14 protein-coding genes are annotated in these 12598 nt (G+C 47.5%); 8 read left to right on the top strand and 6 right to left on the bottom strand.

Annotated features, from left to right (window positions below):
• The first annotated feature begins 1 nt into the window (after position 1).
• On the top strand, positions 2-559 hold the full coding sequence (locus FSB75_RS02645; protein WP_146782337.1) for a D-glycero-alpha-D-manno-heptose-1,7-bisphosphate 7-phosphatase: 558 nt from the start codon (positions 2-4) through the stop codon (positions 557-559).
• 105 nt (positions 560-664) lie between these two features.
• Here FSB75_RS02645 and FSB75_RS02640 read toward each other — a convergent pair whose 3' ends face one another.
• Positions 665-2179 (bottom strand): serine hydrolase, encoded by a 1515-nt coding sequence (locus tag FSB75_RS02640; RefSeq protein ID WP_146782334.1) that lies wholly within the window; start codon positions 2177-2179, stop codon positions 665-667.
• A gap of 179 nt (positions 2180-2358) precedes the next feature.
• Between FSB75_RS02640 and FSB75_RS02635 the strand changes: the two genes are divergently transcribed.
• Positions 2359-2988 carry a DUF4142 domain-containing protein gene (locus tag FSB75_RS02635; RefSeq protein WP_227990751.1) on the top strand — a complete coding sequence of 210 codons (630 nt, stop codon included), beginning with the start codon at positions 2359-2361 and terminating at the stop codon, positions 2986-2988.
• 69 nt (positions 2989-3057) lie between these two features.
• On the opposite strand, the gene FSB75_RS02630 is transcribed toward FSB75_RS02635, so the two are convergent.
• Together FSB75_RS02630 and FSB75_RS02625 are read right to left on the bottom strand one after the other, a co-directional pair.
• A complete protein-coding gene (locus tag FSB75_RS02630; protein WP_146782331.1) occupies positions 3058-4617 on the bottom strand; it encodes an acyl-CoA mutase large subunit family protein in 1560 nt (519 codons plus the stop codon).
• Between the two features lie 88 nt (positions 4618-4705).
• The gene (locus FSB75_RS02625) at positions 4706-5200 is read right to left on the bottom strand and encodes a DUF7935 family protein (protein WP_146782328.1); all 495 of its coding nucleotides are present in this window, start codon (positions 5198-5200) and stop codon (positions 4706-4708) included.
• A gap of 90 nt (positions 5201-5290) precedes the next feature.
• Between FSB75_RS02625 and FSB75_RS02620 the strand changes: the two genes are divergently transcribed.
• The 4 genes from FSB75_RS02620 to FSB75_RS02605 all read left to right on the top strand — a co-directional run bounded on the left by FSB75_RS02620 (position 5291) and on the right by FSB75_RS02605 (position 7294).
• Positions 5291-5635, top strand: coding sequence for a HesB/IscA family protein (locus FSB75_RS02620; RefSeq protein WP_146782326.1), 345 nt, complete (start codon positions 5291-5293; stop codon positions 5633-5635).
• A 227-nt stretch (positions 5636-5862) separates the two neighbouring features.
• The gene (locus FSB75_RS02615) at positions 5863-6168 is read left to right on the top strand and encodes a hypothetical protein (protein WP_146782323.1); all 306 of its coding nucleotides are present in this window, start codon (positions 5863-5865) and stop codon (positions 6166-6168) included.
• A gap of 504 nt (positions 6169-6672) precedes the next feature.
• Positions 6673-6900 (top strand): hypothetical protein, encoded by a 228-nt coding sequence (locus FSB75_RS02610; RefSeq protein WP_146782320.1) that lies wholly within the window; start codon positions 6673-6675, stop codon positions 6898-6900.
• A complete protein-coding gene (locus tag FSB75_RS02605) occupies positions 6881-7294 on the top strand; it encodes a putative toxin-antitoxin system toxin component, PIN family (RefSeq protein WP_146782317.1) in 414 nt (137 codons plus the stop codon). The genes FSB75_RS02610 and FSB75_RS02605 overlap by 20 nt, the downstream gene beginning before the upstream one ends.
• 46 nt (positions 7295-7340) lie before the next feature.
• Here the strand turns inward: FSB75_RS02605 and FSB75_RS02600 are convergent, their stop codons facing one another.
• The 3 genes from FSB75_RS02600 to FSB75_RS02590 are packed head-to-tail and all read right to left on the bottom strand — an operon-like array spanning position 7341 to position 10032.
• Positions 7341-7955: a LutC/YkgG family protein gene (locus tag FSB75_RS02600; RefSeq protein WP_146782314.1), complete on the bottom strand. Its 615-nt coding sequence runs from the start codon at positions 7953-7955 to the stop codon at positions 7341-7343.
• A complete protein-coding gene (locus FSB75_RS02595) occupies positions 7928-9301 on the bottom strand; it encodes a lactate utilization protein B (protein ID WP_146782311.1) in 1374 nt (457 codons plus the stop codon). The genes FSB75_RS02600 and FSB75_RS02595 overlap by 28 nt, the downstream gene beginning before the upstream one ends.
• Positions 9298-10032 (bottom strand): (Fe-S)-binding protein, encoded by a 735-nt coding sequence (locus FSB75_RS02590; RefSeq protein ID WP_146782307.1) that lies wholly within the window; start codon positions 10030-10032, stop codon positions 9298-9300. Before FSB75_RS02590 ends, FSB75_RS02595 begins: the two co-directional genes overlap by 4 nt.
• A 209-nt stretch (positions 10033-10241) precedes the next feature.
• Between FSB75_RS02590 and FSB75_RS02585 the strand changes: the two genes are divergently transcribed.
• Together FSB75_RS02585 and FSB75_RS02580 are read left to right on the top strand one after the other, a co-directional pair.
• On the top strand, positions 10242-10925 hold the full coding sequence (locus FSB75_RS02585) for an HAD family hydrolase (protein ID WP_146782304.1): 684 nt from the start codon (positions 10242-10244) through the stop codon (positions 10923-10925).
• Positions 10904-12592: a ribulokinase gene (locus FSB75_RS02580; RefSeq protein WP_146782301.1), complete on the top strand. Its 1689-nt coding sequence runs from the start codon at positions 10904-10906 to the stop codon at positions 12590-12592. The genes FSB75_RS02585 and FSB75_RS02580 overlap by 22 nt, the downstream gene beginning before the upstream one ends.
• The last annotated feature ends 6 nt before the right edge of the window (positions 12593-12598 follow it).

Here is a 12598-nt window from a genome sequence, read left to right as displayed (position 1 = left end):
CATGCCGGACTTAAAAAAGATCACCCGCGACTGGACGCTTTTTCTTGACCGCGACGGCGTGATCAACGACGAGAAGCTGGGCGAATACATTTTGCATTGGGATTACTTCATCTTTAGCAAAGGCGTATTGGAAGCCTTTAAAAAATTAAGCGATGCCTTTGGCCGCATCATCATCGTGACCAATCAAAAAGGCGTGGGAAAAGGTCTGATGACGCAAGAAGCGTTGGACACCATTCACTACGAAATGCACCGCGAGGTGGAGATTGTTGGCGGCCGCATTGACCGCATTTATGCCTGCACTGATTTAGACGACGAAAGCCCCATGCGTAAACCCAATCACGGCATGGCTTTACAAGCCAGAAAAGATTTTCCCGAAGTGGATTTTACCAAAAGCATCATGGTGGGCAACAAGCCAAGCGACATGCGCTTTGGCCGTGCTGCCGGTATGTTCACCGTGTTCGTAGCTACCACAAATCCCGAAGTTCCTTTCCCACATCCCGATATTGATTTGCGCTTTGCTTCGCTGCAAGAATTTGCCGAAGCAGTGTGTGTGGGCTAATCGCCATTGGCTCAAGTGAGAAGTCAAACGTGAAACGTGAAACCGTAAAGCCTTTTAATTTTAGTTCACTTCTGTCTCACGTCTCACGTTTGACTTCTCACCTTTTCACTTTTTCACAAACGTGTACGGGTCGTATTCCACAAAGTCGTTTTGCTTGGTGTTAACGGATTTTACTTTGTTGCCCGCAATGTCAAATTTGATGGCGAAGATGCCGTACTCGATGTTGTTGTATTCCATCAGCCACTCGCCGTTGTCCATGTAGGTGAGTGTTGCCGACAGATCAGGCTTTGTCGAAAAATTAATGCGGAGAGTTTTGCCAATTTCGCTCACGGTAATGTCGCCGTACAATTCGTTTGTATAAACGCCTGCGTAAGCCGAGAGAGACAACTGCGGCTGCGCACCTTTCACTCTTGCCCGCCATCCTTCAATTTCCCGCATTTGCTGTTGCATTCCCCTTTTGAAACCACCTAATTGCTGAAGACTGCGATTCACATAAGTCACGCCTAAATACGCGTCGAGAATTTGATAGCGCAGCGCTTCAAAAAAATTCTGGTTGTCGTTGTTGGTCAGGATGGCAATGCCCAAATTTTCCTCGGGCACAAAGCACACGTTGCTCACCATGCCCACAGCGCCGCCGGTGTGCCAGTAAACCTGCCGGCCGTTGTAATCGGCCGCGTTCAAGCCCAATCCATAGCCTCTGAAATGAATTGGGAAAGCCGCCGACTTTCGGCTTCCCGTGATGATGTTCACGTCTCTTGTTTTTTGCAATACGCTCCAGGGCAAAATGCGCTGGCCGTTGTAACGTCCGCTGTCCAACTGAAAAAGCAACCAGTGCGAAAGCTCGTTCACATTGCTGATGATGCTTGCCGCGGGAGCAAAGTTGTTCCAATTGTCGTAAGGCACACGTGTAACCGTATTGGTATAAAGCGTGGTGTAAGGCACGGCCACGTTTGGCTGTTTCTCTACTCCCGTTGACAAAATCATCGTGTTCTTCATGCCTAACGGCGTAAGGATTGTGTCTTGCACAAAATTTTCCCACGCCTGGCCGGTAACAACCGGAATGACTTGTCCCGCAGTTAAAAAGCAACTGTTGCAATAGCCGTAATCCTGCCGGAAGATTTGCGACGGCTTTAAAAGCCTCATGCGTTTCATGATTTCTTCGCGGCTCAGTTTTGTATCCAAAAAAGTAAAGTCGCCCTGAAACGTTTTGGTGCCGATGCGGTGCGTAAGCAAATCGCGGATGGTAACCAGTTTGGTTGTTGTGGAATCATACAAGCGATAATCGGGAAAGTATTTGGTGATTTTGTCGTTAAGGTTAAGTTTTCCCCTTGTTTCCAAAAGCGCCAGCGACGTACCCGTGAAAAGCTTGGTGTTGCTGGCAATCATAAACAGTGTGTTCTCGTCCACCGGCTTGCCCGAAGAAACGTCGCGAACGCCGTAGCCTTTCATCAGCACCACTTTGCCGTCTTTCACAATGACAACGGAAAGTCCCGGAAGATCCCAGTCCTTTAAGCCTTTTGCAACATAACTGTCAAGGCTGTCTTTGACGAACGAAGGAGTTTGGGAATAACTGAAAAATGAAAGCAGCAAAAAAGAAAAAAAGAAAAACGTTTTGTTCATAACGGATGAGTTCAGCGTTAAAATAAATCAATTTTCACGATGCAGAATTAATTCCTCGAAAAGAAAACAACGCGTTGAAGCAAGCAAGGCTATTTGGCTTTTAGCCTGCAAAATACAGTCTCAACGTATTCGCTTTAGTTGGCATAAATTTTTAGCGAATAATCCCAAAATCATCAATCATGAAAAAAATGAACCTTGTCTTTTCCTGCTTTGCCCTTTGCGGCGCACTCGTTGCCTGCAACAGCGGTTCAGACAACAGCACCACTTCCACAACCGACTCAAGCCACATGAGTACAACCACAAACACGGCAACCACCACTAACGACACAATGAACAAGATGTCCACGCCTGCTACCACTGCCAGCAAAACACCGCTGAACGCAAAAGATTCTGAATTTGTAATGAAAGCCGCCACGGGCGGAATGATGGAAGTAAGTGCCGGCAACGTAGCGCAAACAAACGCCATGAACGACCGCGTAAAAGCTTTTGGCTCGATGATGGTAAGCGATCACAGCAAAGCCAACTCCGAATTAATGTCGCTTGCATCGGCTAAAGGCATTACACTGCCGGCTGCCTTGCCTGCCAACGAACAAAAGCATATTGATGAAATGGGAAAAATGAAAGGAAAGGATTTCGATCATCATTACATGAGCATGATGCTGGACGACCACAAGAAAGACGTAGCCGAGTTTGAAAAAGAAGCATCCAACGCAACCGATCCGGACCTGAAAGCCTGGGCGGCCAAAACATTGCCTACGTTGAAAACACATCTTGATTCGGCACAGGCAATAAACAAAGCGAAAATGTAGATTCATTCTGTCGCAACCAAGAAAAAGGCATCGTCAATACGATGCCTTTTTTCTTTGACAAAAATCACCTCAACGGTATTCCCCAAAAACACCGCGCAACACATCGGAAATCTCGCCAAGCGTGCAGTATTGCTCAACCGCCAAAACAACCGGCGGCATCAGGTTGCCTCCGTCAACAGCGCTTGAGCGAATAGCCTCCAATGCTGAAGCAACGGCCTTCTTGTCGCGGCTTTCTTTCAAGGCTTTTAGTTTTTGTATTTGTTCTTCGCGAATGCTGTCATCAATTCTAAAAACCGGCGTACCGCTTTCTTCTTTCGTTTGAAACTTGTTCACGCCTACAATGATCTTTTCACCGCTTTCAATTTTGCGTTGATAAGCGTAAGCGCTGCGGGCAATCTCGTCCTGCATAAAACCGCTTTCAATGGCGGCCACGCTTCCGCCCAAAGCGTCTATTTTTCGAATCAGTTGCCACGCTTTTTCTTCCACTTCAGCCGTCAGCGCTTCCACGTAATACGAACCGGCAAGCGGGTCAACGGTATCGGGTGCACCACTTTCGTAAGCCACGATTTGTTGCGTTCGCAAAGCAATGCGGGCTGCTTCTTCCGTAGGCAAACTCAAAGCTTCGTCGTAACCGTTTGTGTGCAGCGATTGCGTTCCTCCCAACACAGCCGCAAGCGTTTGCACCGTTACTCTTGCAATGTTGTTCAGCGGTTGTTGCGCGGTTAACGTGCTGCCACCCGTTTGCGTGTGAAAGCGAAGCATCATGGCTTTCGGATCGGTGGCTCCAAGCTCTTTCATAATGCCGGCCCACATGCGCCGCGCCGCCCTGAACTTGGCTACTTCTTCAAACAAATTGTTGTGCGCATTAAAAAAGAAAGAAAGCCGTTTGCCAAAAACATTGATGTCCATTCCTTTTTCCAGCGCCGCTTTTACGTAGGCTTTTCCGTTGCTGAGCGTGAAGGCAATTTCCTGCACGGCGGTGCTGCCCGCTTCGCGAATGTGATAACCCGAAATAGAGATGGTGTTCCACTTGGGCACTTCCTTGCTGCACCATTCAAAAATGTCGGTGATGATGCGCATGGAAGGTTTGGGCGGATAAATGTAAGTGCCGCGTGCCGCGTATTCTTTTAAAATATCGTTCTGGATCGTGCCGGAAATTTTCTTAATGTCCGCACCTTGTTTTTTAGCCAGCGCCGCGTAAAAAGCGAGAAGAATAAAACCCGTCGCGTTAATGGTCATGGACGTAGAAACCTCGTCGAGTTTAATACCGTTGAAAAGCGTTTCCATGTCTTGCAAAGAGTCAATGGCAACGCCCACTTTGCCTACTTCGCCTTCCGCCAATGGATGATCGCTGTCGTAACCGATTTGTGTGGGCAAGTCAAAAGCCACGCTTAATCCCATCACGCCTTGCGAAAGAAGATAATGATAACGCTTGTTGCTTTCTTCGGCTGTAGAAAAACCAGCGTATTGCCGCATCGTCCAAAGCTTACCGCGGTACATGTCGGGTTGCACGCCGCGTGTAAAAGGAAATTCGCCGGGTTGTTCGTTTGCCGTTGGCCGATTGCCTTCTTCGGTATAAACCGGCCTTATTTCAATGTCCGAATCGGTAAAAACTTTTTTGTTATTCATGGCTGCAAATTGCAATCGTAAAGTTTCGTTGGTAAGCAGGGTTTCTGGCTTAGAAAGTCCCTTCGTCGGAGGGGTTTGGCAAGGTGTCTTACATTGCCTTCTTTGCTTCGCCGTTCAAGGTGTCCAGGGTGTAGGTATGCAAGGCCGCGTTGTCCTGGTTCATGATCGCTTCAAGCAGACCTTTGTTTAAATCATGCGCCCTTGCGTCTTCGGGTAAAGTACGGGCAATGGAATTAATGATGAGCAAGGTTTGGTCGCGCAGATTGCGCACAGACTCCCATGCGGCCTGGCTCACATAAATCTGTTGCGAAGTATTGTATTCAAATTCTTGCTTAATGTTTCCGACGAGCATGTATTGCATCTCTCTGGCCGAAAGGTCGGGGCTGCTGGTGCGGCTGATTAAAGCCGGCAGCGAGATGCGTTCGCACAAAATCACCAGCCGCTCGTAGGCCTGCAATTTCAGCGGCTTGGTATTGAAGCCGTCTGTTTCCTTTTTGGGTTCGCGGTAAGTGCGCAAAAGCGCTACGATGCCGATGAACAAAGCCAATACTGCAACGAATAAGCTAAGCGTTGATGCTTCCATGATGTTTTATTAGGCGGCAAAAATAACGTGAAACCCTGTCAGCTTTTTTCAATTGGCATGATGTTGAGGCCATGTATATAAATTTGAACGATGAACACGATAACAGAAGCGCCGGTAAAACTGGCGCCGTGCGCCGTAACCGAACTGAAACGCCTGATGAACGAACCGGGTTTTGACGCAACGAATATTTTACGCATTGGCGTGAAAGGCGGCGGCTGTTCGGGCCTTTCTTATGTGTTGGGTTTTGATAAGGCTACGGGCAATGACAACGAATACGAATCCGAAGGCATTCGTTTTGTGATTGACAAGGCACACGAACTCTATTTGGCCGGTATGGAAATAGACTGGGAGAATGGTTTGAACAACCGAGGGTTTTCTTTTAAAAACCCGAACGCTTCCAGCACTTGTGGTTGCGGGACGAGTTTCGCTGTGTAAGCCGATTCTTGCACATTCTTTAAGAAAAAACAATTTTGTACGCAATCGTTTACGATTGCAAATTTTTCCTTTGTACCAGGCTGCATTGCTGCTATTGAGCGCCGGTTGCGTCGCATTCTTCTGCGTTAAGAACAATATTCAGCAATCATGCGGGTATAAGTTTCTGTTGATTAACAGAGTATATTTATACTCGCAGTTGCGTCAATACAACTGTTAGCTGCCACTTTATGAGACGCTTGTTTTTTACAACTGTATTTTTCTTTTTAATCTTTCTGACACAAGGGCAACAAGCGACGAAAACTGTCACAATTGACGGCAAGCGTTTCACTGCTCACCATGACCAATGGGATTTCTGGATTATCAATTCTAAAAAGGACACAGTTGTCAAACTGGAACCTGCTTTTATGGATTTCAAGTTTAGCGACTTCAACAAAGATGGTTACAAAGACCTCATGTTAGACTTAGGTGGCAATATTCCCGACAACTATCGGCTTTTTCTTATGTTCCTCAACATCAGACGTTCCGTGAAGTAAAAGGTTTTGACGAACTGCCACTTCCTCTAAAAATTAGGGGTACGAAATATTTCTATTCTTATAGTCGGGCAGGTTGTGCTGACGAGACTTGGGTGAGTTACTTATTTTACTTGACAAACTATAAAGCAATAAAGATTGGCTACATAAATGGCGAAGGCTGTGGAATTGATGATGGCATATTTATCTATCGTCTATCGGGTGACAAGAAAAAACTGATAAGACGTTTGCCGCTTGACATCATTGGCGACTATAAAGACTACAAATGGGGTTTTCTGAAACAGTATTGGACAAAGAATTACCCGAGGTTCTTAAAACATGACTTAGCAGCAGCTAACAAGGTATTCATGCAATGGTGGCTCATGTGCATGTTACCAGCTTGAGAATTTCAAATCAGCTTTCTATCTTTAACTGAAACCGACGGAACAGGAAATGCCACCACTGCATAAATACCCATTCCGTTACCTACCCGCCCGGTTTTTACATCAACCTTCTTTAAATTTGGTTATGGCAACCTATCAAGTGGACATATTAGACCCAAAGGCGGACAGGCTTTTAAAAGACCTTGCAGACATGAACCTGATTGCGATTAAGCAAACCGACAACGATGGATTTATGCAAGTCATTGAACGGCTCCGTTCGAAGGCTGAACAACTTGGACCGCCAACGATGGAAGAAATAACAGAAGAAGTAGAAGCAGTAAGAGCCGAACGCTATGTCGGAAGAAAAGCATAGGATTGTTGTTGACACAAACCTTTGGATCAGTTTCTTGTTGACCAGAGACTTTTCCAAACTCGACCGGCTTCTGTCAACAGGCCGGACAATTTTGTTGATAAGCCAGGAATTATTGGAGGAAATAGTTGAAGTTGCCGAGCGACCAAAGTTTAAAAAGTACTTTGACCTCTTCGAACTGACTGAGCTATTAGTCAACCTCAAACAAAAAGCCGAATTCGTACAGGTTAGATCTCACGTTAATGTTTGCCGTGATGAGAAAGACAACTTCTTGCTTTCGCTTGCAATTGACGGCTCTGCTACACACGTTTTGACAGGAGATAAAGATTTATTGGTTCTGCATCCCTTTGGTGAGATAGAAATCTTAACAATTGCAGACTACCTTTCTGACAAATAGTACGATCACACAACATTCGGCTTACAAAGCCAAGAAGCCCTGTCCGTTACACCACACTTCTCACCACAAACACATCCAACTGCAACGGCCCGTGCGCACCAATCACCAGGGATTGTTCAATGTCTGCGGTTTTGGAAGGCCCGGCAATGAAAGCACCGTAACCGTCTTCATCCACTTGAATTTTATCATACGCTTCGTGCATGTTTGCCACTATTTTTTTTTCGTCAACAACCATCACCAACTCCTGGCAAATGAAAGGCAGAATGCGGTTAACCGCTGCGCTTTCCGGCACCCAAATGGCCGCGTTTTCTGCAACGGCTATTTTGCCTTTTAAAAAAACCGCTTGCACGGTTTGGGTTTCAGTAGCAAGTTTTGAAACGTAATCACCGGCGTTGTAACCAGGCAAGTCGTTGATGCAGTTTACCACTTCCACGCCGCTCTCCCGCTTCTGCTGCAAAAGCTCTTCGACCTCGGTTAAATCACTAACGACTCGTCCTTTCCCGCCGATGCTTTGCAACACTTCCAAATACCTTTCGGTAAGATTTATCGCAGGCCTTTCAACGCTGAATTTTTCCGGCAGCGGAAGCGGCGCAGGTTTGTTCTTCGCAATGGCGTTTAATATCTTTTCGCGGCTCATGCTTTTTTGTTTTTCTTGTACCATTCGCGAAAGCTTTCCTTCGGCGGCTCGGGCATTTCTCTTCCCTTGTACCAAGGATTTAAATTATTGTTCACGGCAAAGGGCATTAACCGCATGGCTGTGCGGCCAAGCTTTCCGCTGATTTTAAAAACCGAAGGTGAACCCAATACACCCGCCATCATCTTCATGGACGCTTTCTTGGCAAAGCCGCCGTAACCTTCGCTCATGAGTTTTTGCCGCCAACTCCAAAGCTGTTCGTGAATGTTGATCTTAACCGGGCATACATTGCTGCACGAACCGCAAAGCGTAGAAGCAAAAGGCAGATCAGCGTACTGTTTCATGTCAATGTTTGGCGCAAGGATGGAACCAATCGGACCGGCAATGGCCGTGTGATAACTGTGCCCGCCGCTGCGCCGGTAAACCGGGCAAGTATTGAAACAAGCCGCGCAGCGAATGCACTTTAGCGAACCGCGAAACTCTTCGCGGCCCAACTGGTTTGTGCGGCCGTTGTTCACAATCACAATGTGCATCTCCTGCCCTTTTTGCGGACGATGGAAATGGCTTGAGTATGTTGTTACCGGTTGGCCTGTTGCGCTGCGTGCCAACAGTCGAAGAAAGATTCCCAAATGTTCCGCTTTCGGAATGATTTTTTCAAAACCCATACAAGCGATGTGTACTTTGTTGGCGTGCACGCCCAGGTCGGCATTGCCTTCGTTGGTGCAAACCACGATGCCGCCGGTTTCGGCAATGGCAAAGTTTACACCGGTGATGGCCGCATCAGCCGACAAAAATTTTTGCCGTAATACCTTGCGTGCGGAGCGGGTCAGATAGACTTCGTCCTTGTTTCCTTTTTCAGTGCCGATGTGCTGGTGAAACGTATTGCTGACGTCTTCCTTTTTTAAATGAATGGCCGGGAGAACAATGTGGCTCGGATGTTCTTCGCGCAGTTGAACGATGTATTCACCAAGATCTGTATCTACTACTTCAATGCCCTTGTCACGCAGGTAAAAATTCAATCCGCATTCTTCGGTAAGCATGGATTTGCTCTTCACAACGTTTTTCGCACTGTGCTTTGCAAGAATGCCGTGAATGATCTGGTTATGCGCTTCGGCATCGTTCGCCCAATGCACGTGCACACCGTTCGCTTTGGCCTTTTCTTCAAATTGAATCAGGTATTCGTCAAGCCGAGAAAGCGTGTGCTCTTTAATTGCTGACGCGGCATCGCGCAGCGCTTCCCATTCAGGGATATTGTGTGCGGCCTTGTCGCGTTTGGCCCGCACAAACCAAAGAGTTTCGTCGTGCCAATGCGCCCGTTCCCGATCTTTTAGAAACTCGGTTGCGTTCTGGCTGTGGGTTTGATTGTCGTTCATTGGGCGGCCAATATTTCGGCGAGGTGAATAATTTTGATGCAGCTTTTTTTGCGGCGCAAAATGCCTTCGAGGTGCATGAGGCAACTGGTGTCGCCGCCGGTAATGTAATCCACGTTGTTGACTTCGTGTTCGCTCACGCGGTCTTCGCCCATCGCTACCGATACGGCTTCTTCGGTGACGCAAAACGTACCGCCAAAACCACAACATTCATCCACACGTGCTGGCTTTACCAGTTCCAAACCTTTTACACCTTTCAATAATTGTTCGGCTTTTGAAAACGGCGGCAGCACTCTTTCCGACATCGAAGCAAGGTGCAACATGCGCTGCCCGTGACAACTTTGGTGAAGGCCCACGCGGTGCGGGAAACGTGCTTCAACGGTTTCTACTTTTAAAATATCCGTAAGAAATTCAGTCAGTTCAAAAATGCGCGAACGAATCTCTTTTGCTGCTTCAGGATTTCTGTCGTCGTGCAAATGTTCCTTTATATGCAACACGCAACTGCCCGAAGGCGCAACGATATAATCAAGGCCCGAAAAGTTTTTGACGAAGTTTTGATTGCAGCCGTGCGTAAGAGAAGCAAAGCCCGAGTTCGCCATCGGTTGCCCGCAACAGGTTTGATCGGGCGGATAATGAACGTCGCAGCCAAATTTTTCGAGCAACTGCAAAGTAGCAATGCCAACCGAGGGATAGAATTGATCAATATAACAAGGCACAAACAAGCCAACCTTCATTGAGCGAGATTTTTACAATGATAAGGCAGGAGAAAGTAGTTTCCGTTCTGCGGCATCCTGTAAATCTTTCAGGCTACTGCAGGACGGTTCGTCAAGGCAAATGCCGGAATTTTCTCCGCGCAACAAGTGCATGATTTTTCGCGGAAGCAATATCTTCCTTACTTTGCCTCTTTCGCTTTTCTTCATGCAAAGAATGAATTGCTCCGGTCATGCTACAACTCGCAAAATCGTACAAAGCTTTTCTCTTTGATTTAAACGGCACCGTCGTTAACGACATGTCTTATCACATCGAGGCCTGGCACCGCATCTTGCTTTCCCTCGGTGCAAACATCGGCATCGAACGCACCAAAGCCGAATGTTACGGAAAAAACGGCGAGATGCTGGAGCGAATTTTTCCCGGCAGGTTCAGCACCGAAGAAAAAGAAAAGCTCGGCACCGAAAAAGAAACAACCTACCGCCAAGAATTTCTTCCGCATCTGAAATTCATTAACGGTTTTGAAGCCTTTCTGCAATCGGCGCACAGCGACGGCATCAAGACGGCTATCGGCTCGGCGGCCATTCTCCCCAACATTGATTTTGTTGTTGACGGGTTGAACATTCGTCACCTGATTGATGCAATTGTGAGTGCCGATGACGTGATGCACAGCAAGCCGCACCCCGAAACGTTTTTAAAATGTTCGGAACTCCTCGGCATCAATCCAACCGATTGCCTTGTGTTTGAAGACGCACCCAAAGGCGTGGAAGCCGCGCAGAACGCTGGCATGGATTGCATCGTCATTACCACGCTTCATCGTCCCCAAGAATTTTCACACTACAAAAATATCGTTGGCTTCATCCAGGATTATTACGATGACCAACTCAAAAGCTTGTTATGCCTGAAAGAAAAAATTTAGCCGGCAAAGCCTACGTGATGGGCGTTGATTACGGCACCGATTCGGTTCGCACCATTTTGGTAAACGCCGCCAACGGCGAAGAAATCGCGGCTTCCGTTTTTTATTATCCGCGATGGAAAGAAGGAAAATATTGCAACGCTGCCATCAATCAATTCCGGCAACATCCGCTCGATTATGTGGAAGGTTTGGAAGCCACCATCAAAGATTGTTTGCAAAAAGCCGGAAAAGAGATTGCGCAGAAGGTTGCGGCCATCTCCGTTGATACCACGGGATCAACACCCGTTGCAGTAGATATAACGGGAACGCCGCTTGCGCTGCTGCCGCAGTTTGCCGAAAACCCAAACGCCATGTTTGTGTTGTGGAAAGATCACACCGCGACAAAAGAAGCAGCCGAAATAAACGAAGCCGCAGATGCAGATAAGTTTTTACAATTCGTGGGCGGCATTTATTCCTCGGAATGGTTTTGGGCGAAGCTCCTGCACATTCTTCGTGCAGACGAGGCCGTGAGAAACGCGATAGATTCCTGGGTGGAACATTGCGACTGGATTCCCTTTCTTTTAACCGGTGGCAACGATGCAAAAGCAGTAAAGCGGGGCGTTTGCTCGGCAGGCCACAAAGCCTTGTGGGCCGAGGCTTTTGGCGGATTGCCTTCGGATGATTTCTTCGCCAATCTTGATCCGCTTCTCAAAGGCTTCACGCAAAAACTCTTTACCAAAACATATACCTCCGCTGAAGCTGCGGGAACGATTAGCAAAGAATGGGCGGAGCGTTTGGGCTTACCGGAAGATGTGACGATTGGCGTGGGCGCCTTTGATGCGCACATGGGCGCCGTGGGCGGACAAATCGAGCCTTATCATTTAAGCAAAGTAATGGGCACGTCCACCTGCGACATGCTGGTTGCACCCGCAAACGAAGTGGGTGATTTGTTGGTGCGTGGCATTTGCGGCCAGGTTCCCGGTTCGGTTATTCCTTCCATGATTGGAATGGAAGCCGGGCAAAGTGCTTTTGGTGATGCCTACGCCTGGTTTAAAAATCTTTTGAGCTATCCGCTGCAATTCATCAGCGACGAAAAATTAAAAGAAGAAATCAGCAGCAAACTCATTGCAAATCTATCTGCCGACGCTGCCAAACTCCCACTGAACCAAAAGGACGAATTAGCACTGGATTGGTTGAACGGACGGCGCACACCAGACGCCAACCAATTATTAAAAGGAGCAATTGTGAATTTGAACTTAGGCACTGATGCACCGCGCATTTTCAAAGCACTTGTTGAAGCAACTTGCTTTGGTGCAAAAGCCATCGTTGATCGCTTTAACGAACAAGGCGTGGGCATCAAAGGGCTGATTGGGTTGGGCGGCGTGGCAAAAAAATCGCCGTACATTATGCAAGTGATGGCCGATGTGATGGACATGCCGATCCGCATTCACAAGTCGGAACAAACCTGTGCCATCGGCGCGGCTATGTTTGCCGCTACAGCGGCCGGTCTTTATGAAAAAGTAGAAGATGCGATGGAGGTGATGGGACAAGGATTCGATGCGGAATATCACCCAAACCAAGAGAAAGTTCCTTATTACAAGAAACGCTACGAGCAGTATAAAAAACTGGGTGCATTTATCGAAGCGCAAACAAGCCAGAAAGAAGTTAAATCAACGATTGCGGTTGCCTGATATGCT

Source organism: Flavisolibacter ginsenosidimutans, from assembly GCF_007970805.1.
GTDB classification, from domain to species: Bacteria; Bacteroidota; Bacteroidia; order Chitinophagales; family Chitinophagaceae; genus Flavisolibacter; species Flavisolibacter ginsenosidimutans.
This window is presented reverse-complemented; position numbering and strand designations above follow the sequence as displayed.

Excerpts from the sequence above, each read along its gene's own strand:
- FSB75_RS02645 (WP_146782337.1), top strand. The coding sequence starts at position 2 with ATGCCGGACTTAAAAAAGATCACCCGCGACTGGACGCTTTTTCTTGAC.
- FSB75_RS02640 (WP_146782334.1), bottom strand. The coding sequence starts at position 2,179 with ATGAACAAAACGTTTTTCTTTTTTTCTTTTTTGCTGCTTTCATTTTTC.
- FSB75_RS02635 (WP_227990751.1), top strand. The coding sequence starts at position 2,359 with ATGAAAAAAATGAACCTTGTCTTTTCCTGCTTTGCCCTTTGCGGCGCA.
- FSB75_RS02630 (WP_146782331.1), bottom strand. The coding sequence starts at position 4,617 with ATGAATAACAAAAAAGTTTTTACCGATTCGGACATTGAAATAAGGCCG.
- FSB75_RS02625 (WP_146782328.1), bottom strand. The coding sequence starts at position 5,200 with ATGGAAGCATCAACGCTTAGCTTATTCGTTGCAGTATTGGCTTTGTTC.
- FSB75_RS02620 (WP_146782326.1), top strand. The coding sequence starts at position 5,291 with ATGAACACGATAACAGAAGCGCCGGTAAAACTGGCGCCGTGCGCCGTA.
- FSB75_RS02615 (WP_146782323.1), top strand. The coding sequence starts at position 5,863 with ATGAGACGCTTGTTTTTTACAACTGTATTTTTCTTTTTAATCTTTCTG.
- FSB75_RS02610 (WP_146782320.1), top strand. The coding sequence starts at position 6,673 with ATGGCAACCTATCAAGTGGACATATTAGACCCAAAGGCGGACAGGCTT.
- FSB75_RS02605 (WP_146782317.1), top strand. The coding sequence starts at position 6,881 with ATGTCGGAAGAAAAGCATAGGATTGTTGTTGACACAAACCTTTGGATC.
- FSB75_RS02600 (WP_146782314.1), bottom strand. The coding sequence starts at position 7,955 with ATGGTACAAGAAAAACAAAAAAGCATGAGCCGCGAAAAGATATTAAAC.
- FSB75_RS02595 (WP_146782311.1), bottom strand. The coding sequence starts at position 9,301 with ATGAACGACAATCAAACCCACAGCCAGAACGCAACCGAGTTTCTAAAA.
- FSB75_RS02590 (WP_146782307.1), bottom strand. The coding sequence starts at position 10,032 with ATGAAGGTTGGCTTGTTTGTGCCTTGTTATATTGATCAATTCTATCCC.
- FSB75_RS02585 (WP_146782304.1), top strand. The coding sequence starts at position 10,242 with ATGCTACAACTCGCAAAATCGTACAAAGCTTTTCTCTTTGATTTAAAC.
- FSB75_RS02580 (WP_146782301.1), top strand. The coding sequence starts at position 10,904 with ATGCCTGAAAGAAAAAATTTAGCCGGCAAAGCCTACGTGATGGGCGTT.